Annotated in this window: 17 protein-coding genes; 5 read left to right on the forward strand and 12 right to left on the reverse strand. The window is 62.8% G+C overall.

The features are described from left to right. Positions 1–132 precede the first annotated feature (132 nt). The gene (locus AB6O04_RS01910) at positions 133–2,952 is read right to left on the reverse strand and encodes an EAL domain-containing protein (RefSeq protein WP_368562209.1); all 2,820 of its coding nucleotides are present in this window, start codon (positions 2,950–2,952) and stop codon (positions 133–135) included. 367 nt (positions 2,953–3,319) lie between these two features. On the opposite strand from AB6O04_RS01910, the gene AB6O04_RS01915 reads away from it, so the two are divergent. The 4 genes from AB6O04_RS01915 (at position 3,320) to AB6O04_RS01930 (ending at position 7,390) form a co-directional block, all read left to right on the forward strand. Continuing rightward, a complete protein-coding gene (locus AB6O04_RS01915; protein ID WP_368562210.1) occupies positions 3,320–3,874 on the forward strand; it encodes an RNA polymerase sigma factor in 555 nt (184 codons plus the stop codon). Further along, positions 3,871–4,881, forward strand: a complete 1,011-nt coding sequence (locus AB6O04_RS01920; protein WP_368561944.1) for a hypothetical protein — start codon at positions 3,871–3,873, stop codon at positions 4,879–4,881. Before AB6O04_RS01915 ends, AB6O04_RS01920 begins: the two co-directional genes overlap by 4 nt. Further along, positions 4,878–5,483: a YigZ family protein gene (locus tag AB6O04_RS01925; RefSeq protein WP_368561945.1), complete on the forward strand. Its 606-nt coding sequence runs from the start codon at positions 4,878–4,880 to the stop codon at positions 5,481–5,483. Before AB6O04_RS01920 ends, AB6O04_RS01925 begins: the two co-directional genes overlap by 4 nt. 104 nt (positions 5,484–5,587) lie before the next feature. Next, positions 5,588–7,390, forward strand: a complete 1,803-nt coding sequence (locus tag AB6O04_RS01930) for an ABC transporter transmembrane domain-containing protein (protein WP_368561946.1) — start codon at positions 5,588–5,590, stop codon at positions 7,388–7,390. A 389-nt stretch (positions 7,391–7,779) separates the two neighbouring features. On the opposite strand, the gene AB6O04_RS01935 is transcribed toward AB6O04_RS01930, so the two are convergent. Together AB6O04_RS01935 and AB6O04_RS01940 are read right to left on the reverse strand one after the other, a co-directional pair. Then, a complete protein-coding gene (locus tag AB6O04_RS01935) occupies positions 7,780–8,922 on the reverse strand; it encodes a fatty acid desaturase (protein ID WP_368561947.1) in 1,143 nt (380 codons plus the stop codon). 29 nt (positions 8,923–8,951) lie between these two features. Then, positions 8,952–10,055, reverse strand: a complete 1,104-nt coding sequence (locus tag AB6O04_RS01940) for a ferredoxin reductase (protein ID WP_368561948.1) — start codon at positions 10,053–10,055, stop codon at positions 8,952–8,954. 123 nt (positions 10,056–10,178) lie between these two features. On the opposite strand from AB6O04_RS01940, the gene fabR reads away from it, so the two are divergent. Next, positions 10,179–10,820 carry an HTH-type transcriptional repressor FabR gene (gene fabR / locus AB6O04_RS01945; protein WP_368562211.1) on the forward strand — a complete coding sequence of 214 codons (642 nt, stop codon included), beginning with the start codon at positions 10,179–10,181 and terminating at the stop codon, positions 10,818–10,820. 620 nt (positions 10,821–11,440) lie between these two features. Here fabR and AB6O04_RS01950 read toward each other — a convergent pair. The 9 genes from AB6O04_RS01950 to AB6O04_RS01990 all read right to left on the reverse strand — a co-directional run bounded on the left by AB6O04_RS01950 (position 11,441) and on the right by AB6O04_RS01990 (position 20,568). Continuing rightward, complete coding sequence (locus tag AB6O04_RS01950; protein ID WP_368561950.1) at positions 11,441–13,078, reverse strand: acyl-CoA dehydrogenase family protein; 1,638 nt, start codon at positions 13,076–13,078, stop codon at positions 11,441–11,443. Between the two features lie 296 nt (positions 13,079–13,374). After that, on the reverse strand, positions 13,375–14,598 hold the full coding sequence (locus AB6O04_RS01955) for an FAD-dependent oxidoreductase (protein WP_368561951.1): 1,224 nt from the start codon (positions 14,596–14,598) through the stop codon (positions 13,375–13,377). A gap of 220 nt (positions 14,599–14,818) precedes the next feature. After that, on the reverse strand, positions 14,819–15,025 hold the full coding sequence (locus tag AB6O04_RS01960; RefSeq protein ID WP_368561952.1) for a cold-shock protein: 207 nt from the start codon (positions 15,023–15,025) through the stop codon (positions 14,819–14,821). A 92-nt stretch (positions 15,026–15,117) separates the two neighbouring features. Next, the gene (locus AB6O04_RS01965; RefSeq protein ID WP_368561953.1) at positions 15,118–15,882 is read right to left on the reverse strand and encodes an S-methyl-5'-thioinosine phosphorylase; all 765 of its coding nucleotides are present in this window, start codon (positions 15,880–15,882) and stop codon (positions 15,118–15,120) included. A gap of 1 nt (position 15,883) precedes the next feature. Then, a complete protein-coding gene (locus AB6O04_RS01970) occupies positions 15,884–16,453 on the reverse strand; it encodes a hypoxanthine-guanine phosphoribosyltransferase (protein ID WP_368561954.1) in 570 nt (189 codons plus the stop codon). Next, positions 16,453–17,460: a beta-N-acetylhexosaminidase gene (gene nagZ, locus AB6O04_RS01975; RefSeq protein WP_368561955.1), complete on the reverse strand. Its 1,008-nt coding sequence runs from the start codon at positions 17,458–17,460 to the stop codon at positions 16,453–16,455. The genes AB6O04_RS01970 and nagZ overlap by 1 nt, the downstream gene beginning before the upstream one ends. Before the next feature lie 13 nt (positions 17,461–17,473). Next, positions 17,474–17,992 carry a CYTH domain-containing protein gene (locus tag AB6O04_RS01980; RefSeq protein ID WP_368561956.1) on the reverse strand — a complete coding sequence of 173 codons (519 nt, stop codon included), beginning with the start codon at positions 17,990–17,992 and terminating at the stop codon, positions 17,474–17,476. 313 nt (positions 17,993–18,305) lie between these two features. Next, entirely contained in the window at positions 18,306–19,697 is a 1,392-nt protein-coding gene (gene rlmD, locus AB6O04_RS01985; RefSeq protein ID WP_368561958.1) for a 23S rRNA (uracil(1939)-C(5))-methyltransferase RlmD, read from the reverse strand. Between the two features lie 250 nt (positions 19,698–19,947). Continuing rightward, complete coding sequence (locus AB6O04_RS01990; protein ID WP_368561959.1) at positions 19,948–20,568, reverse strand: YdbL family protein; 621 nt, start codon at positions 20,566–20,568, stop codon at positions 19,948–19,950. Between the last annotated feature and the right edge of the window lies 1 nt (position 20,569).

Below are 20,569 nucleotides of genomic sequence, written 5' to 3' on the forward strand. Positions count from 1 at the left end.
CGACGTGAGTCGCGACCGGAAATCCGCAGAACCCAGTGCTCTCAATGGGGCGCATGATCGAGATGCACTAGTCATTTTGGCTTTCCGGTCGCGACTCACGTCGCTCCCACAAGGCGGGCCGTACGTCAGCCTCTACACCGTCGCCACGCCACCCATCTGCGGTGCGGGGCGGCCGAACAGATAGCCTTGACCAAAACAGCAGCCCAGGTCCAGTAAAGCCTGCCGCTGGCATTCGGTTTCCACGCCTTCGGCGATGGCATCGATGCCCAGCGTACTGGCGAGCGCCAGGATGGCGCGCACCAACGCCAGGCTTTCCGGGCGGCCTTCGCTGCCGATGCCGGCGATGAAGCTGCGATCGATCTTGAGCACCGAAATCGGGAAACGGTGCAGGTAAGACAATGCCGAGAAGCCGGTGCCGAAATCGTCCAGCTGCGCCAGGATGCCGTGCTGACGCAGCGTGCGCAGGATGCGCAGCGTGCGTGGTGCATCGTCCAGCAGCGCCACTTCGGTGATCTCCAGGCGCAGTCGCGAGGGATCCGCGCCGGCGCTGTCGAACATCGCCAGCAGGCGGTCGGCAAAGTCCGGTGAACGGAAATGGCGTGGCGAAACGTTGACCGATATGTAGCCTTCGCCGCCGCGCGCGATCTGCTGCACCACCTGTTCGTACAGCAGCCAGTCGACTTGTTCGATCAAGCCGCTGCCTTCGCCCAGGCTGATGAATTCCGCCGGCAATAACAGCCCCCGTCGTTCGTGCTGCCAGCGCAGCAACGCCTCGTAGCCAATCACCTCGCCGTCTTCCAGGCGCGTGATCGGTTGGTAGTAAGGCATGAAATCGTGGTTGTTGATGGCGCGGCGAAGGTCCGCTTCCAGATCCAGGCTTTGCATCGCCGCTTCACGCATGGCCTCGTCGAACATGGCGCAGCGATCGCGCCCCTGCTCCTTCGCGCGATACATCGCCGCATCGGCGTCGCGCAGGAGTTCTTCGCCGTTGCGATAACGTGGATGCCAGACCGCGATGCCTAGGCTGGCGGAGGGGAACAATTCGCGTCCGGCCACCCACATCGGCCGCCCCAGCACTGACAACAACCGCTGTGACAGGTCGCGGACGCTCTCCTCTCCGTCGGCATATTCCACGAGGATGGCGAATTCGTCGCCCCCCAGGCGCGAAACCACGTCGTTGGCGCGCATGGTCAGGCTGATGCGGCGTGACACCTCGATCAGCAGTTCGTCGCCGGCCGCGTGGCCGATGCTGTCGTTGACCAGCTTGAACCGGTCCAGGTCCAGGAACAGCACCGCGAAGGCCTGGCCATCGCCGTGGCGCGCGCGTTCTATGGCGGCGGACAGGCGATCCAGCAGGTGTGGCCGGTTGGGCAGCCCGGTCAGCGCATCATGCGTGGCCTGATAAGTAAGCCGCTGCTCCGCACGCAGGCGCTCGGCGATTTGCGCCAGCAGTTGATTGTTGGCATCGGCCAACTCACGGGTACGCTCCTCCACGCGCCGTTCCAGTTCCGCGTGGGCGGCGCGCAGCCGCTCCTGCGCACGCTGGCGATCCAGTCCGTTGCCGATGTGATGCGCGACGAACATCAACAGGCTCTGATCGTGCGCAGTGAACGCCACATCGGGCGAATAGCTCTGCACCACGACCGCACCCACCACGTCCTCGCCGCGGAACAGCGGCACGCCCAACCAGCTGTACGCCGGCGGTCCATGCTGCTGCAGACTGCCCTGCTCGGCCAGCTTGCGGATCACCTCGCGGTCGGCCAGTAATGGCTTGCCGCTGGCAATGACATATTCGGTCAGCCCGTTGGTCAGGCGCCGGGACTGGCGTATGGGGTCGCGTTCATCGATGGAATACGGAAACTGCAAGGTATCGCCCACGTCCGACACCAGCGCGATATAGAAGTTGCGCGCATTGATCAGCTCATCCACCACCGCATGCACATCGGCGTAGAAGCGCTCAAGGTTTTCCGAGGTGATCGCCAGATCGGTGATGCGGAACAACGCCCCTTGCAGCTTTTCCGCGCGCTTGCGCTCGATGATTTCCGCTTGCAGTTCGCGGTTGGCGCGCTGCAGTTCGTGCGTGCGTGCTTCGACGCGCCGCTCCAGATCCACGTGCGCGTGCTTGCGATCCAGCGCGGTAAGAATGTGCTGCGCCACATAGCCCAGCAAGGCGCGATCTTCGTCGGCATAGCTGGCTGGGGCATCGTAGCTCTGCACCACGATGGCACCGCAGATGCGGTCATCGCGGCGCATCGGAACGCCCAACCAGTCGAGACTGTCAGGCCCGTGTGAGGGGTCGCGCATGACGCCCAGCTTCTGCCGGATGACCGATGACGGCCCACGCAGCGGTTGCCCGTGGCGCAACAGCGCGAAGGTCATGCTGTTGACCATTTCCTCTTCGCTAAATTCGCGCCCCGGCTCGGCCACGTAGGGGTCGCGCTGGTCGGCGAAATACAGGAAACGCACTGTGCGCCGCTGGTCGTCGTACAGCACGATGTAACAGTTTTCCGCGTACATCAGCGAGCCGACGACCGTATGGATACGCCGAAGCATCTCCGGCATCTCCAGATCGGCGCTGGCGAGATCGGCGATTTCGTACAGCGCCTGCTGCAGGCGCTTGGATTTTTCCAGCGACACCACGCGTGCCTGCGCGCGCGCCGCATCCTGGGTTGTCACCAGCAAGGTTCTGGCCACTAGCAGCCAGGATTCCTCTTCCGCAGAGCTCAATGGCTGTGGCACCGACCAGGCAATCGCCATCCGCGCATTGCCGTCGGCGTTGCCCCAGGCATGCACGTGTACATCGGGCTCGTCGAGGTCCTGGGAAGGAGCATCTGATAGCGCTTGTTCGGCCCGTCGGCGCAGCACAGGCAGCGCGTTGGAAGACAAGGCCGCGCCCGAACCCAGCGCCCAGTCGCGCCAGGACACGCCCAAGGCCGCGCCATCCGGCAGCATGCCGCACAGGATCTGGACGACCCGGTCAATCGGCGATGACGGAGTGTCGACACGAGAGATGTCGGCGCTTACGGGTCGGCTGGGCATTCCTGGTCCCAAAGAAGGCGATGTGGCGGCATAGATAACAACGGGATTTCCCCAACGGCGAGCATACCGCTATCCAGGCTATTACGGCTCTCAGGGAGAATCATCGATCCGAAACCCCGCTCGGATGGGCTGGCCGTTTATTAGTCCTATGCTCATGCCTGCCGCACCTACGGATTTCGCCGCCGCTTCTCCGCTGAACGCACCCGGCCGTCCGAAGCGGACACATCCGGACAGCCGCTCCGGCTTCCCGCGCGCGCGGGAACCGCTTACCCTGACGCCGGTGAACGATCTTGCCGAACCCGCCGACGAATCGCTGATGCTGGCCTATGCGGCCGGCGACGCCAATGCCTTCGAACAGCTTTATGCCCGCCACCGGGGCCCGCTGTACCGGTTTTTGCTCCGCCAATCGCGCGATCCAGCGCTGGCCGATGAGTTCTTCCAGGACGTTTGGCAACGGGTCATCGCGGCGCGGCGTGGCTGGAAGCCGGAGGCCGCGTTCACCACGTGGTTGTTCCGCATCGCCCACAATAGGCTCAATGATCATTGGCGTGCGCTCAAGCACCGGCCGCCGGCTCCCGACGATGCCGAGGACCGGACCGCCCGGGTGCAGGACCCGGACACACCGGAGCGTCAGCTGTCGGAATTCGAGCAGCGACGCCGGTTGCAACTGGCCATGGCGGAACTACCGGACGATCAGCGCGAGGTGCTGCACCTGCGGCTGGAACAGGAATTGACCTTGGAGGAAATCGGCGAGATCACCGGCGTGGGTCGGGAAACCGTCAAATCGCGGCTGCGTTACGCGATGGACAAGCTGCGTGCGAGATTGAGCGAATGATCAGGCGACAAGAACCACTGACACCGGAAGAACGCGAGTTGGCCGCCCAGCTGTCGCGCCTCGGCCCGCATGGCGAACCTGCGCCGGCGCTGGATTCCCGGATCATGGCAGCGGCGCATGCGGAATTGGCCGAAACCAACCGCCGCGAGCGAAAACCCCGTTGGCCGGTGGCGCTGGGCTTGGCGGCATCGGTACTGCTGGCCGTGGGTGTGGCCTGGCAGCTGCGGCCGCTAGAGGAAGCGCCCATCGCGAGCGAAGTTCCCACTGCAGCTGCCGCTCCTGAGCCCGCCATACAGGCGCCTGCGGAAGCCCCAGCCACCGGCGTAGCCGAGCAGACCGCGGATGCCGCGCCACTTTCTCCGGCGCCCGAAGCGTTCCCGATAACGCAAGATCCAGAGATCGCCGCGCCCGCCAGTCCACGGCAGCTACAAAAGCCAGCCGCGTCGGACACGGCAGCGCGTGCTCCCGCACCTGTTAGAAAGCTCGCTCGGGTACCCACGCCCAAATCAACCACCCGCGAGACCGATCGTTACTCGCCGCCTCCACCACCGGCCCCACCTGCGCCCGCCGAAGATGCCCGCGCCGGCGCCCCGGCAGAATCCGCGCCAACCCTGCAGGCCTCGCATGACGCAGAACGAGCCGCCGTGCAGGCCGAGCAAGCGGCACAGGCCAAACGCGCGCGCGATGAAGCCACCAGCAATCGTCTGTTGCTGCGGGAGAGCGAACAGCGCCGGCGGCAGGAGTCACCGCCAACCGCCGCCAGCGCCGCTGCGCAAGACAGCATCGAAGAAACCAGCTCGGCACGCGCCACACTGAGGCGCACCGATCTGCAGTTGCCGGTCGCCGAAGACGCCAAGCTGGCATCAGCGGAATGGCTGGACCGCATCCGCCTGCGGCGTGATCTGGGCGACAGCGGCAATGCGAGCGCCAGCCTGCGGATGTTCGTCGACGCGCATCCGTTCCAACGCGTGCCGGAAGACCTGCGCCCGCTGCTCGGGGAAGAATGAGCGACACCCTGATCGTGTCCACCTCACGAGTTCTAGAGGTCAAGCACAGCCGATTCATCGTGCACGCCGCACCCGTCACGGCACCGGAAGCAGCACTGGCATTCCTGTCGCAGGTCGCCGACCAGGCCGCTACCCACAACTGCTGGGCATACCGGATCGGGGGCGAATATCGCTCCAGCGACGATGGTGAACCTGCCGGCACAGCCGGACGCCCGATCCTGGCCGCCATCGAAGGACAAGGCTATGACCAAGTGGTCGTCGTCGTTACGCGCTGGTTCGGCGGCATCAAGTTGGGCGCCGGCGGCCTGGTGCGTGCGTACGGCGGCGCGGCGGCGGAATGCCTGCGCCTGGCGGAACGCCGGCCGTTGATCGCCATGCGCGAACTGGAGATAGCCTGCCTGTTCGAGGATCTGGGCCATGTGCACGACGCCTTGGGCCTTCATCACGCGGAAAAACTGGGCGAAAGCTTCGGCGAATCAGGGGCGCAACTCCGATTGCAGATGCCCGAGACTTGCGTGGACGCCTTGAAAAGCCACCTCCGCGACGCCACACGTAACCGGGTACGGTTTATCGATGCGCCGGAAGCGGCACCTAAAGAGTGAATCGTCCATAGGGCACTTGTGGGAGCGGCTTCAGTTCAGGCGATGGTTCATCGCGATCCGCTGGAACTGAAGCCGCTCCCACAAACGCCTCCACCGGATAACTGATGAACTCCCCTGCCGCCGACGCAAGAGAGACTGCTCCCGCCGAGTCCAAACCCAGCGCAGCCAAACCCAAGCCCAAGCTCGGCAGTCTCCGCGCCTTGTGGCCGTTCATCCGTATGCACACAGGACTGTTCGTGGCCTGGCTCAGCGCATTGGCTGTCGCTTCGGCGGCGACCCTCAGCTTGCCAGCGGCGTTCCGGCAAATGATCGACCATGGCTTCAGCGACGGCGGGGCGAATATCAACCAGTCCTTCGTGCTGCTGTTCCTGGCGGCCGTGGTGCTGGCGCTGGCGAGCGCTGCGCGCTTCTACTTTGTTTCCCTGCTGGGCGAGAAAGTCGTCGCCGACCTGCGGCAGCAGCTGTACAGCCACCTGATCGGTTTGGGCGCCGAATTCCATGATCGCAGCCGCAGCGGCGAACTGGTTTCGCGTTTGTCCGCCGACACCGAGTTGCTGCGCAATGTCGTGGCCACCAGCATGTCGGTCGCGTTGCGCAGTAGCGTGACCGTCATCGGCAGCATGGCGATGCTGTTTGTTACCAGTCCGCAGCTGGCGGCCTTTGCGGTGTTCGGCATCCCATTGGCGGTATTGCCGATTGTGTTGGGCGCACGACGCCTGGAAAAAGCTTCGCGTGCCAGTCAGGATCGGGTGGCCGACGCGAACACGTTGGCAAGCGAGACCCTGGGCGCGGTGCGCACCGTGCAGGCGCACGCGCGCGAGCCTTATGAAAGCGGCCGCTTCAGCGCCGCCGTAGCGGTTGCGGTGGAAACCGCGCGCAAGCGTATCCGGGCGCAGGCTTGGGTGACCGCTGCTGCCATCACCCTCATATTCGGTGCAATCGTATTGGTGCTGTGGTCGGGCGCTCATGACGTGGTCGAAGGCAATATGACAGCCGGTACGCTGGCGCAGTTCGTGCTGTACGCGCTGATCGGCGGTGGCTCAGTGGGTGCGTTGGCAGAAGTCTGGAACGAACTGCAACGTGCCGCTGGCGGCATGGGCCGTATTGCGGAGCTGCTGCAGGAATCTTCCGATATCGCCGTTCCCGCGCGGCCAAAACCGCTGCCTGCGGTGCACGGCGAAATTCGTTTCGACAACGTGATCTTCCACTACCCGTCCCGGCCGGACCTGCCTGCATTGGACGGATTCGACCTGACGGTGCACCCGGGTGAGACGGTGGCGCTGGTGGGACCATCCGGCGCCGGCAAGAGCACGGTGTTCTCGATGTTGCTGCGGTTCCACGATGCGCAGTCCGGCGCGATCCGTGTCGATGGCATCGACCTGCGTGAATTAGACCCCGCCGAACTGCGCGAACAGATTGCGTTGGTGCCGCAGCAACCGACCATTTTTGCCGCCAGCGCTGCCGACAATATCCGCTACGGCAAGCTCGATGCGACCGAAGCGGAGTTGATCGCTGCGACCGAGGCGGCCGAAGCCGACGATTTCATTCGCGAATTGCCGGAAGGCTTCGACAGCCAACTCGGCGAACGCGGCGCGCGCCTGTCCGGCGGCCAGCAACAACGCATCGCCATTGCCCGCGCCCTGTTGAAGAACGCGCCGATCCTGTTGCTGGATGAAGCCACCAGCGCACTGGATGCACAAAGCGAACGCGCCGTGCAGCACGCGCTGGAACGCCTGATGGAAGGCCGCACCACACTGGTCATCGCCCACCGCCTGGCGACTGTATTAAAGGCCGACCGTATCGTCGTGATGGACCGCGGCCGCATCGTCGCCCAGGGCACGCACGAAGAGTTGCTGGCGCAGGACGGCCTGTATGCGGAACTGGCGCGACTGCAGTTTTTGGATTGAAGGGGCGGATTGCTTTTGTAGGAGCGGCCTTTGCCCTTGTAGGAGCGGCGTCCCGCCGCGAGCTCTTCCTGTGAGATCGCGATAAAAGCAAAAGCTCGCGCCGAGACGGCGCTCCTACAGGGTCATGACCATTCGCTTTTGTAGGAGCGGCCTTTGCCTTGTAGGAGCGGCGTCCCGCCGCAAACTCTTTCCATCAGGTCGCGAAAAGCGATTGAAGCCCGCCGTTCACCACCCGGGCGCGCTGCGGCGCGTTCTTGATCGCGCGTGCCGAGGGGCTATCGGGGCGCGGAGCGGCGTCCCGCCGCTAGCTCCTCCTGTGAGATCGCGAAAAAGCAAAAGCTCGCGCCGAGGACGGCGCTCCTACGATCCGTGTTTCCACGATCCGCGATTCAACCCGGCTGCATCAACGGCACGGCAGCACGCGGGCGGCTGGGGAAGGCGTGGCGCACTATCCGCCAGATGACTTCGCCAAACTGCTTGGGCAGCGAGCCGGTGTTGTAGTGCTGACCATAGCGGGCGCAGATGTCGCGCACTTCCGGGGCCAACTCTGCGTAGCGGTTGGCAGGAATATCCGGGTAAAAATGGTGCTCGATCTGATGGCTCAAGTTGCCCGACAGAACATCGATGACCGGGCCGCCGCCGATGTTGGAAGAGCCGCGTAGCTGGCGCAGGTACCAATGGCCGCGCGATTCATTCTTGATGCTTTCCTTGGGGAAGGTTTCCGCATCCAAGGTGAAGTGGCCGCAGAAGATGATGACGAAGGTCCATACATTGCGCATGCCGTTGGCGACCATATTGCCCAGCAGTATCGGCAGGAAGAACGGGCCAGCCATCAACGGAAACACCAGATAGTCCTTGATCAGCTGCCGCGCCATTTTTCTGCCGACGGGACGAAAATTCCGCCGCAGCTGTGCGCCACTCATCTTGCCGTGCCACCAACGTCCGAGCTTGAGATCCTGGATGGCCACGCCCCACTGGAACAGCAGCGCGAAGAACACCGCGATGACCGGTTGCGCCATGTAGAACGGCTTCCAACGCTGTTCCGGGAAGACGCGCAACAGGCCGTAGCCGATGTCGTCATCCATGCCCCGCACGTTGGTGTAGGTGTGGTGGCGGAAATTGTGGGTCTTGCGCCAGTTCTCGCTGGTCGCCACGATGTCCCATTCGTAGGTCTGACCATTCAGATGGGCATCGCCCATCCAATCGTATTGGCCATGGATGACGTTGTGGCCCAGCTCCATGTTCTCCAGGATCTTCGATAGCCCCAACAGCACCGTGCCCAAGATGCACACTGGTAGGAAGAACGGAGCAAATGCCGCGCCTGTCAACGCCAAGCCGCCCAGCACCGCGCCGGCGAACAACAGAATGCGGCCGGCGAGCCCTGTGTAGCGGACCGCCTTGACAACGTTGCGGATGTAACGAGCATCACGCGCGCCCAGCGTGGCAACCGTCCGCACGCGCAGTGCGTCGAGCTCTTCGCCGAAGCGGTCCAGTTCTGAGGCGCTGAGGGCACGATTGCGAGAAGTATTCATCTTGGAATGGACTGATTGGGAGCGGGTCATCAGAGATCGAGTTCGAGGTCGGTGGCGGCGCTATGGATACACAGCTTCAACGCCGGTGTGGCTTCGTGCATCAGCTCGCCGGTGTGCAGCTGACGTGCGCTACCAGAGAATTTCCCGCAGGCGCAGGTGTTGCAGATACCCATGCGGCAGCCAGAGGCAGGCTTCAGGCCTTCGGCCTCCAAAGCGGTCAGTAGCGATTGGCCGCGGGGCAAGCGCAACCGGCGACCGCTGCGGCGCAGATGCACTTCGACATCGCCGGTATCGTCGATGGTGATCGGCGGCGGAGTGAAGGCTTCGGCCTGGAATGACTTAGCGTGTTCGCCGAGCAATGCGCGCGCGGTATCGACAAAACCGCCAGGGCCGCAAGCCAGCACTTGCTGATGGGCGACACGCAGGTCCAGCGTGGAAATCAACTCCGCATCGATGCGGCCTTCGCCTTCATCAGCCCGTAGCGCGGGCTCGCGAGTCAGCATCAACCGCAGGCGAAAGCGCGGCTGGGCTGCGGCAAGCGCGCGCAGTTCATCGAGGAAACAGAACTCATCGCGCTGCCGTGCCCAATACACCAGGGTTAGATCGACCGGCATGCCCTGCCCGGCCAGCTGACGGATCAGCGCCATCAGCGGCGTGATGCCGCTGCCGGCGGCCAGGAATAGCCAGGCGCCTTGCGGACGGGAGGGCAGCGTCATTTCGCCGAAAGCTGCGCCCAGCTCGAAAATGTCGCCCAGCTTCGCGCCGCGGCATAGATGTTCGCTGACCCGGCCACCTTCGATGGCCTTAACGGTAATGGCGAGCAACCCATCCGTCCGCGTCGGTTCCGTCAGGCTGTAGCTGCGGGTCAGGCGCGCGCCGTCGACGTCAACGCCCAGATTCACGTGCTGGCCGGGCTGGAAACCCGCCCAGTGCGCGTTCGGCTTGAACAGCAGTGTCACGGCATCGCGCGATGCTGGTTCGCGCGCGACCAGCTTGGCCAGCGGGCGTTCCCAGGTCCAATGGGGGTTCACGCACGAAGCCCAGAAATCAAAGACATCGGGCTTGATCAGCGGGCGAAGCAATCGCCTGAACGGGCTGGTTCCACGGCGTATGGGGCGAACTTGAGCATTCATGGGGCGTACTATACCCATGTGAATACATTTGTGTATACACGTGTATATTAATTCTGCGGCTATGATGCCATCATCCCTGCCTTCGGTTCAGCTAATCCCGTGACGTCACCCCCGTTTCCCACCCTGCACGAAGATCACGGCCCGGGCCGCAAAGCGTCGATCTCGCGGGAAGACCTGTTGGCGGCGGCTTTGAAGCTGATAGGTCCGCACCGCAGCGTTTCCACGCTCAGCCTGCGCGAGGTGGCGCGCGAGGCGGGAATAGCGCCGAATAGCTTCTATCGCCAGTTCCGCGACATGGACGAGCTGGCGGTGGCGCTGATCGATCTGGCCGGACGCTCGTTGCGCAAGATCATCGGCGAGGCGCGCCACCGCGCAGCCAGCAGCGACCGCAGCATCGTGCGTGGCTCGATCGAAGCCTTCATCGAGCAACTGCGCGCCGACGACAAGCTGCTGCATGTGCTGTTGCGGGAAGGCACGGTGGGCTCGGATGCGTTCAAGCAGGCGGTGGATCGCGAACTGAATTTCTTCGAAGAAGAACTGCGCGTGGATCTGGTCCGCCTGGCGCAACGCGACAATGCCAAACTGCATCAACCGGCGCTGGTATCCAAAGCCATCACTCGGCTGGTCTTCGCCGTGGGCGCCACGGCGATGGATTTGCCCACGGAGAAGGACGCCGAACTGATTGATCAGCTGTCGGACATGGTGCGGATGATCATCACCGGCTCACGGACGATTGCGATGCAAGGAACTGCCGCGCAGGCGTAGCTCCCTCGCTGTTGTAGGGCGGCCTTGCTTTTGTAGGAGCGGCGTCCCGCCGCGAGCTCTCCCAGTCAGATCACGATAGAAGCGAGGAGCTATTGAAGCCCGCTGCTCGCCATCTGGACGCGCTTCGGCGCGTTCTTGGTCGCGCGTGCCGAGGAGTTGCCGGGGCGCGGAGCGGCGTCCCGCCGCGAGCTCTTCCTGTCAAGCGAAGAGCTATTGAAGCCCACTGCTCGCCATCTGGACGCGCTGCGGCGCGTTCTTGATCGCGCGTGCCGAGGAGCTACCGGGGCGCGGAGCGGCGTCCCGCCGCGAGCTCTTCCTGTCAGATCACGATAGAAGCAAAAGCTCGCGCCGGGACGGCGCTCCTACTGGGTCATGGCCATTCGCTTTTGTAGAAGCGGCCTTTGCTCTTATAGAGCGGCGTCCCGCCGCGAGCTCTTCCTGTCAGATCACGATAGAAGCAAAAGCTCGCGCCGGGACGGCGCTCCTACAGGTGGTTCGCTGTTGTAGAAGCCGCGTCCGGCTGCGAAATCCTTCCGGGCACGCATCGAATAAAGGCAAAAGCTCGCGCCGAGGACGGCGCTCCTACCATCGCCGCAACAGCCAACTCGCAGGAATCAGGATTACAGCGGCAATGCACGCGCAATCAGGCCGGCAATGTCACCGCCTGCCGACAACGTACCGAATGCCAACCCATGTTCGCCACCCAGGCGGCTGCGGATGAAGAGTTCCGCTGCCGGGCTTTGCGCTCTAAGCAATACAGCGGCCTGTAGGCCCAGCGCTAATCGCTCCGTCAGCGCGCGCGCAGTCGCCTCCTTGATATGGCCGGGTGCTAGTTCCGCCTGCAACCGCTCCAGCCAGCTATCGAATATCGCATCGTTTCCGCGCGCCGCCGCCAACTCCGCCAACACGGCCGCACCTGTTTCCGGTTCGCGCGATAGCGCGCGCAGTACATCCAGGCATTGGATGTTGCCGCTGCCTTCCCAGATGGAATTGAGCGGCGCTTGCCGATACAGCCGCGGCAACATGGACTCTTCCACATAACCCGCACCGCCCAGACACTCCTGCGCTTCATTGATGAAGGCCGGCGTTCGTTTGCATATCCAGTATTTGCCGATAGCGGTAGCGATGCGGGCGAAGGCAGCTTCGCGCGGGTTGCCGGCGGAAGCCTCCACCGCGCGCGCCACCCGCAGCGAAAACGCCAGTGCGGCTTCGGACTCCAGCGACAAATCGGCCAGCACGTTGGCCATCAACGCATGCTCTATCAGCGGCTTTCCGAAACTGTGGCGATGGCGCGTATGGTGCACCGCCTGTGCCAACGCCATGCGCATCTCCGCTGCCGAGCCCAGCATGCAATCCAGCCGCGTATACATCACCATTTCGATGATGGTCGCCACGCCGCGTCCTTCGTCACCGATGCGGCGCGCCCACGCTCCGCAGAATTCCACCTCGCTGGATGCGTTTGACCAGTCGCCCAGCTTGTCCTTCAGCCGCATGACGCGAAACGCGTTCTTGTCGCCGTTGGCCATGCGGCGCGGCAACAGGAAGCAGGTGAGTCCGCCAGGCGCCTGCGCCAGCACCAGAAAGCCGTCCGACATCGGTGCGGAAAAGAACCATTTATGTCCGACCAGCGCATATTCGCCCTCGCCCGCCAAGGGCGTGGCCACCGTAGTGTTGCTGCGCACGTCGGAGCCACCCTGCTTCTCGGTCATGCCCATGCCCAGGGTGATGCCGGCTTTTTCCGTGACCGGAATATCGCGCGGGTCGTACACCGGGGCGGCGGCCTTGTCCGCCCACTCGCGCAGAGCCGGTTCCCGCCGGAGCACCGGCACCGCCGCGTGAGTCATCGTCAGAGGGCAACTGGTACCGGATTCGACTTGGTGATGCAGATAACTCAGCGCCGCGCGCGCGACCTGGCTGCCAGGATGTTGCTGATGCCAGGACAAACCGGCGACCCCGTTTTCTTTCGCCGCCTGCATCAGTCGGTGGTAGGCCGGATGGAATTCGACCATATCGATCCGGTGACCATATCGGTCATGTGTCTTCAGGCGCGGCTTGTCGCGGTTGGCCTCGAAACCGATGCGATACAACTCATCACCTGCCAGTACGGCGTAGCGCTTCAGTGAATCTGCGAAAGCGCTGGCGCCTTCGCGGGCAACGGCTTCGCGCAAGGCGATATCATCGGCCCACAAGTTTCGAGGTTCGAACGGTGGTGGCTGGTTTTCCACCGCGTGGGTTTCGAATGGCGGTAATGGATTCATCGCATCCTCCAACGCATGGACCGATTGTCGCGCATTCTCGGCGACGGCGCGCTGTAAGCCAATAATCCTTTGACCCGGATCAACGCAGATTAGAACGGATGAGAAACAATGGGTGCTTTCCTGGCCTAATCCGCATCTCAGAAGCGTTTGATTGTGGTGGCAACTGGACCGGCCACTCTTCCAAACAACGAACCACCATGTAGGAACGCTGTCCCCGGCGCGAGCTTTTGCCTTTATCGTGATCTGATGGAAAGAGCTCGCGCCGAGACAGCGCTCCTACCGGTCAGAGGATGCTCCTATAAAGCGTTGAAAGCGCTTAGTGCTTTCAAGAATTCCGGTTTCAGCTTCAGGCTGCCGAAAAACCCGTGCTGAGTGCCGCTGAGTACGCGCAGCATGTGTCCGCGTCCGCCCGGAAGACGACCCAGTGGGAGGAAGCCGATGTCTCGCATCGTCGCGATCACATCTCGCTCGGATTGGAATAGCGGGGTAAGCCAGCGGCTCCAGAACTGATAGATGGACACGTGCTTCTGCCGTTGCCATTGGTACTGCACCAACGCGGCATCGACCTGCGTTTGCGCACGCAATGCATCGCGCAATGCCATCGCGTCCATCAAGGCCATGTTCACGCCTTGCCCCAGCTGCGGGCTCATGGCATGAGCGGCATCGCCTACCAACACCAACCGATCGCGATGCCAGCGATGCATGGTGGCGTCGCGGTAACTGGCGCGCGCCAGGCAAGCGGTATCGGCGATGTCTTCCAGGCGCCGATGCGCCTGCGGCCACAGCGTTGCGATCTCGTCCAGCCACGGCTGCAAACCGCTTTTCTGCCATCGGTCGAAATCGCAGACCGGCAAGCTCCAGAAAAAACTCAGCCGCGGCGTGTCGTCGCCGGGCCGTGTTCCTACGGGTAACAAGCCAATCATCTTGCGCGCCGCCACGTACCGCTGGCGAAGTTCATCGGGCCAGTTCCAATCGCCCTGCGGTACCAGACACCACAGCGCTCCCCATGGATACGGCACATTCTGTCTGACGCCGCGTGTGTGCTGGCGCAGCGAAGAACCAGCACCATCGGCAGCAACGATCAGATCAAAGGGACCATGCCAGCGGCCTTCGTCGTCCTGGAGGTGGCGGGTGTCGTCATCGACGCCGATGATCCGGGTGCCGCGGTGCACCTGTTCCACGTCCGGCCATGCTTGGGCCAACAGCGTGAACAACGCGCCGCGCTGCATTCCCAATCCGAACATGTCCGTACCAAGCTGCGCGTAGCGCATGTCCATCACGGCACGTCCGCAGGGCGTCTCGCCATACAGGCGCCGCACTACCCGTCCATGCGCTAGCGCCTGATCCAGCACGCCAAGTTCCCATAGCACTTGCAGACCGGTCGGCTGTAACAGGAAACCAGCACCCACCGGGCCTAGTTCGTGCGCCCGTTCGAACACTTCTACCCGGTGCCCATCGCGAGATAGCAGGATCGCGGCGGCTTGGCCTGCGGTGCCATAGCCGATGACGGCGATATTCATGGGTTGCTGCTGCATACCGTATCGATTCGCTTCATGCATTTACCAACAAACCGGTGGCGGGTTAATAGGCGGCAGATAGCTGATTTAAGTAAATGCATTTACCTGCCGACGAGGTCAATCTGCGCAAGCATTTATGCGGCGGCGCACAACGCCCGAAGAGAAGCATCGTCAAAAAAAAACCCCGCCGCGGCGGGGTTTGAAGGAAGCAATACTGTTCTGGTCAGGCGGTCGGCTCTACGTTGCTCGCCTGGGCGCCTTTGGGGCCCTGCGTCACCTCGTATTTAACGCTTTGGCCTTCTTGCAGGCTACGAAAGCCCTTGGAATTAATAGCGGAGTGGTGCACGAAGACATCGGGAGTGCCATCTGCTGGCTGGATGAATCCGAAGCCCTTGGCATCGTTGAACCATTTCACGGTACCGGTCGGCATAACGCTTGCATTTCCTTATTTCTAGATGCGGGTGGATTGTGTGACAAGTCGTCGCACGAGCCGAGTATGCAAACCTCGGAGCGAGTTGACAATCACCCGCGTGCAAGTTCGCCGATCAGCTCCGGCAACCCGGCCGACGCCGCTTCCACATTCGACAGCACTTCGGCCAGCGTGATCTCTTCGCCGGTACCGCAACCGGCCGCCCAGTTGGCGACGATGGCCAGGCAGGCGTAGTCCAGACCGAGCTCACGCGCCAAGCCAGCCTCTGGCATTCCGGTCATGCCCACCAGATCGCAACCATCGCGACGCATGCGTGCGATCTCGGCTTTGGTTTCCAGTCGCGGACCTTGGGTGGCGCCGTAGCAACCACTCTCCACCAGCTTGACGCCGGTGACGTGAGCCGCAGCGATGACTTTGTGGCGCAGCAATGGCGTGTAGGGGTCGCCGAAATCCACATGCAAGACCTCGCCATGTCCGCTTCCATCCGATGCAGCATCCCATATGGTCGAAACGCGACCCCAGGTGTAGTCGATCAACTGATCCGGACAAGCCAGGACCCGCGGACCGAACCGCTCGGTGATGCCGCCCACGGTGTTGAGCGCCAGCACGCGAGTGGCGCCGACTTCTTTCAGCGCGGCCAGGTTGGCACGGTAGTTCACCTGGTGGGGCGGTACCGAATGCCCTTCGCCATGCCGAGCCATGAAAGCGATGCGTTGCCCCAGCAAGTGACCGATGCGAACGGGGCCGGAGGGTTTGCCGAAGCGCGTATCGACCTGCCGCGTTTCCACATCTTCCAGGTTCGCCAGCTTGTACACGCCGGTGCCGCCGATGACGGCCAATGCGATCCGATGGCTCATATCAATCCTTCAGCGCGTAGATGCCGGGGAGATTGCGGCCTTGTTCGTGATAGTCCATGCCGAATCCGAACACGTAGCGGTCCGGCACGGGCAGGCCCACATAGTCGGCGCAGATTCCGGGCACGCAGCGATCGTGCTGCTTGACCGTCATCGCTGCTATCCGCACGTCGGTAGCACCTTGTTCCAGGCACCATTCGCGTACCGCCAACAAGGTGTGTCCTTCGTCCAGGATGTCATCCACCAGCAGGACGCGGCGACCGTAAAGAGCGGTGGCAGGACGATGCTTCCACACCAGCTCGCCGCCGCTGGTTTCGCCGCGGTAGCGGGTGGCATGCAAATAATCGAACTCCAGATCGAGACCGAGCTCACCCAGCTCCAAAGCCAGCAAGCCCGAGAAAGGCAACGCGCCATGCATGATGGTCAGATAGACCGGCACTTCGCCTGCGTAGTCGCGCGCGATCGGTTCGGCCATCGCGGCGATCGCGGCTTCCAGCGCCGCACGCTCCACGACCAACTCGGAATTAGCCAGCGCATCGGCCAGCAACGGACGTCGATTTCCCAAAGTGGCCATCAAGCGGCTCCTCGCGTACTGCCAGTCAAGCGCGACTGTGTCTCGCCATAGCGCTCATCCGCCAGTAGACCATCCCACCCCAGCGCACCGCGACCTATCAGCCCCAGTAACGCGGCCGTATTGAAAGAGCGGCCTTCCACCGCCTTCAATGATTCCTCCACCAGCTTCGGTGCGCATACCAGCACCACATCGCAGCCGGCATCCAGGTGATCGTCGATACGCGCCTTCACACCGCCCGCGGAAAGCGCCGCGGCCATGCCGATGTCGTCGGAGAACACCACGCCGCGGAAACCCATTTCCTGCCGCAGGATCTCCTGGATCCAACGTGGCGAATAACCCGCCGGCTCGGGTGCGACCGCCGGATAGGTCACGTGCGCCATCATGACCGCATCGGCGCCGCCTTCGATACCCGCGACGAACGGCACCAAATCTTCATTGCGCAGCACGTCCAGCGTACGAGGATCCACCGCGTCGTCGAAGTGAGTATCTTCCAGCACGGTTCCGTGGCCGGGAAAATGTTTCAACGTGGCGGCCATGCCAACGCTGTGCATGCCACGTACATAGGCGCGGGTGAACTCCGCTACTACCTGCGGATCGGCATCGAAGGCACGGTCGCCGATCGCCCGGTTGCCGCGCGCCAGGTCCACGACGGGGGCGAAACTCAGATCCACCCCGCTCGCCTTCACTTCGCTGGCCATCAACCAGGCATGCTCTTCAGCCTGCTTCAGCGCAGCCTGCGGATCCGTCGCGTAGAGCTTTCCGAAACCCTCCAATGAGGGCAACGCGCTGTAGCCGTCACGAAAGCGCTGCACGCGGCCGCCTTCCTGGTCCACGCAGATCAGCTGCGGGCGCGGTGCGGCGGCGCGGATCGCGGCAGACAGTTCCGTCACTTGACTACGCGATGCGAAGTTACGGCCGAACAGGATGACCCCAGCGACGGTGTCGTGCTGCAGCCAGTCGCGTTCCTGCGGGGTGAGTTCGGTGCCGGAGATGCCGATGACGAGCATGTGTAAGACCTGGTTAGGAGATATCGAAGGCGTCGCGTTCTTCATCCGTCCAGGCGGAGTACGGACGCGACGCCAGGGCCAGATTGTAATAGCGCGAGCTGTCGGTGACCTGTTTGCCGATCCACGCCGGTTTCACGAAGGCTTCATTGGCATCGCCCAGCTCGATTTCGGCGACCACCAGACCGGCGTTGTCGCCCAGGAACTCATCCACTTCCCACAGGTGGCCTTCATGACGGACATGATGACGGCGCTTGTCGATCACCCCGCCCACGCACAATGCCAGCAGCGCACGCGCATCGGCCACCGGGATCGGATAGTCGAACTCCTGACGGGTATGGCCGGATTCGCGGGACTTCAGGTTGAGGAATGCCTCGCTGCCCTGAATGCGCACGCGCACCGACGCCTTCTGTTTGCCGTTGTCCATGGCTGCCATGTCGTTGATGTAGCCCTGCGCCATCGGAACGACTTCATCCGCGGCCTCGCGCCAACCGTCGCCGATGACCAGGAATTTGCGTTCGATTTCTAGGGGCATGGAGAAAAAGCCGGAAACGGGGAATGGGGAACAGGGAATGAAGCTTGGTCGCGTGCGTATTGATTTTGGATGCTACGGGATGTCTAGTCGAAAGCGGAGGTAGGTTGCAGAGAATCTCGCATTCCCCGTTCCCTGTTCCCTGTTCCCGCTTTTATCTCTCAAGGGAGCATGGAGAAAAGCCGGGAACAGGGAATGGGGAACAGGGAATGAAGCTTGGTCGCGTGCGTATTGGTTTTGGATGCTACGGGATGTCTAGTCGAAAGCGGAGGTGGGTTGCAGAGAATCTCGCATTCCCTGTTCCCTGTTCCCGCTTTTATCTCTCAAAGAGAGCAATCGACTCCACATGCGCGGTATGCGGGAACATGTCCATCACGCCGGCGGACTTCAATGTATAGCCGTGCTCATTCACCAGATAGCCGGCATCGCGTGCCAGTGAGCCGGGGTGGCAGCTGACGTAGACGATACGTTCGAATTGTTTCAGCGGCAGCTGCTGCAGTACGTCGATGGCGCCGGAACGCGGCGGATCCAGCAGTAGCTTGTTGAACCCGGCTTTCGAAGGGCTTGGCCGCATCCACGGTGTGCCGCGCTGATCCTGGGTCAGATCGGCCGCATGGAACTGGGCATTGGTCAGATCATTGCGCGCGGCGTTTTCGCGTGCACGCGCTACCAAGCCTGCTTCACCTTCCACACCCACCACCTCACCCACCAACCGCGCCATCGGCAGCGTGAAATTGCCCAGGCCGCAGAAGAGATCCAGCACGCGGTCCTGCGGTTGCGGGTCCAGCAACTCGAACGTGCGCGCGATCATCTTCTGATTGAGCCCCGCATTGACTTGGATGAAATCGAGCGGACGGAAGGCGAGTTCGATATTCCATTGCGGCAGCGCGAACACCAGCTTGGGGTCTTGCGGCCACAATGCATGCACGCTCTCCAAACCGCCCGGCTGCAGGAAGATGCCGAAATCATGGGCTTGGCCGAAGGCCGTCAACGCGGCCAGATCGTGTTCTGAGAGTGGCTGCAGATGGCGGAAGATCAACGCGATGCCGCTGTAGCCAGGCGTGCTGTCACCGGACGTGCTGTCGCCGGCGATGAATTCAATTTGCGGAATGTCTGCCCGTGCGTCCAGGCTTTCGACCAGCTGCGCCAATGCGCCAATCTTGCTGCCGATCTGCGGGATGACCGTATGGCACTCGGACAGGTCAGCGACGAAACGCGGGTCTTGTTCGCGAAAACCAACCAGGGTCTTGTCTTTCTTGTTGACGCGGCGCACCGAGAACCGACCCTTGCGCCGGTAGCCCCAACTGGCGTCCGTCAGCGGAGCCAACACCGCTTGCGGCGTCACATGGCCGATCCGTTCCAGGTTTTCCAGCAAGACGCGCTGCTTGGCGATGATCTGCTGCGACTCGTCCATATGCTGCAACACGCAGCCGCCGCAGGTTCCGAAATGGACACAGCGCGGCTCGACACGGTGCGGTGACGCGCTCAGCACCTCGATGGTCCTGGCTTCATCGAAATGGCGATTCTTCGCGGTTTGCTCGGCCACCACCCGCTCGCCTGGCAAGGCACCGGTGATGAACACGGCCTTTCCGCTTTCTTCAGGGGATTTGCCTGCCCGGCGGGCTACCCCGCGACCATCGTGGCTCAGGTCAAGGATGTCGGCTTCAAACGGCGTTTTGTCGATACGGGGAGAACGGGAACGTGCCACGTGGCGAAGGCTGCGTGCTGACTGCGGGCGCGTATTGTCGCATGGGGGTGGAGCGGGGAATGGGGAACCGGGAACGGGGAATGGTCTGTTCCGGTCGCTGACGTGCTCAGAACCTTCGGAAAAAGAAGCGAAGCCCCGTGCATCCAGCCTGATGCCGCGCATCTCTGGTCATCGGCGGTTCGAGCAGCCTCAGCGCCAGGGGAGCGTCATTCCCTGTTCCCCGTTCCCTGTTCCCGCTGTTACTTCAACCTCACTTCTGCTTCCAACCTCCACCCGCATCTTGATACCACCAACCGCTACGAGCGCTGGCGATCCATTGCTGGGCGAAGGTGGAGCGGATCTGGTCCTCCCATTCGGGATGTCCGTTGGCTACCGCGATTTCCTTATAGACCGCGCGCCGGTCGCGGTTGTCGTCGGCGACCGCCTGGGTGATGGCAACGCGATCTTTCAGTGCCAGCTTGGCGGCGTCGCGCACTTCAATCATGCCGTCTCGGGTCAAGCCCAGCGCACCGGCATCGAATCCCACCTGCAACTGGCCGCGAAAGCGCTCGGCCATACGGCTCTGGATGGCCTGAATGGCGGGCGTTTTGATGTTGATGTCGGCGCGCTCTTGAGCGTACGCGCTGCTGATGCCCACCAATGCCAGCCAGTCGAAACCCACATCGCGCTGAGGCATCAGTGACGCACTGCCGCCGCCGGGACGGGAAGGTTCGGGCGCCGGATGTGCCGCGGGCACTTCATCGCCGATAACTTTTTCAACGAATTCCTTCGCCGCTTCCTTGGCCTCGGCGGCCGGAAAATACACGTTGATGGTGACGCAAGCGGTCAGCAGCAGGGCCGTCGCCACAGTGGTACCCAGCCAACGATGCATA

The organism is Pseudoxanthomonas sp. UTMC 1351, assembly GCF_040948865.1.
Lineage (GTDB): Bacteria > Pseudomonadota > Gammaproteobacteria > Xanthomonadales > Xanthomonadaceae > Pseudoxanthomonas_A.

Excerpts from the sequence above, each read along its gene's own strand:
- AB6O04_RS01970 (WP_368561954.1), bottom strand. The coding sequence starts at position 16,453 with ATGGCCACTTTGGGAAATCGACGTCCGTTGCTGGCCGATGCGCTGGCT.
- AB6O04_RS01955 (WP_368561951.1), bottom strand. The coding sequence starts at position 14,598 with ATGAATATCGCCGTCATCGGCTATGGCACCGCAGGCCAAGCCGCCGCG.
- AB6O04_RS01950 (WP_368561950.1), bottom strand. The coding sequence starts at position 13,078 with ATGAATCCATTACCGCCATTCGAAACCCACGCGGTGGAAAACCAGCCA.
- AB6O04_RS01940 (WP_368561948.1), bottom strand. The coding sequence starts at position 10,055 with ATGAATGCTCAAGTTCGCCCCATACGCCGTGGAACCAGCCCGTTCAGG.
- AB6O04_RS01920 (WP_368561944.1), top strand. The coding sequence starts at position 3,871 with ATGATCAGGCGACAAGAACCACTGACACCGGAAGAACGCGAGTTGGCC.
- AB6O04_RS01980 (WP_368561956.1), bottom strand. The coding sequence starts at position 17,992 with ATGCCCCTAGAAATCGAACGCAAATTCCTGGTCATCGGCGACGGTTGG.
- AB6O04_RS01910 (WP_368562209.1), bottom strand. The coding sequence starts at position 2,952 with ATGCTGCCGGATGGCGCGGCCTTGGGCGTGTCCTGGCGCGACTGGGCG.
- AB6O04_RS01925 (WP_368561945.1), top strand. The coding sequence starts at position 4,878 with ATGAGCGACACCCTGATCGTGTCCACCTCACGAGTTCTAGAGGTCAAG.
- AB6O04_RS01930 (WP_368561946.1), top strand. The coding sequence starts at position 5,588 with ATGAACTCCCCTGCCGCCGACGCAAGAGAGACTGCTCCCGCCGAGTCC.
- nagZ (WP_368561955.1), bottom strand. The coding sequence starts at position 17,460 with ATGCTCGTCATCGGCATCTCCGGCACCGAACTCACCCCGCAGGAACGC.
- AB6O04_RS01965 (WP_368561953.1), bottom strand. The coding sequence starts at position 15,882 with ATGAGCCATCGGATCGCATTGGCCGTCATCGGCGGCACCGGCGTGTAC.
- AB6O04_RS01960 (WP_368561952.1), bottom strand. The coding sequence starts at position 15,025 with ATGCCGACCGGTACCGTGAAATGGTTCAACGATGCCAAGGGCTTCGGA.
- AB6O04_RS01935 (WP_368561947.1), bottom strand. The coding sequence starts at position 8,922 with ATGAATACTTCTCGCAATCGTGCCCTCAGCGCCTCAGAACTGGACCGC.
- AB6O04_RS01990 (WP_368561959.1), bottom strand. The coding sequence starts at position 20,568 with ATGCATCGTTGGCTGGGTACCACTGTGGCGACGGCCCTGCTGCTGACC.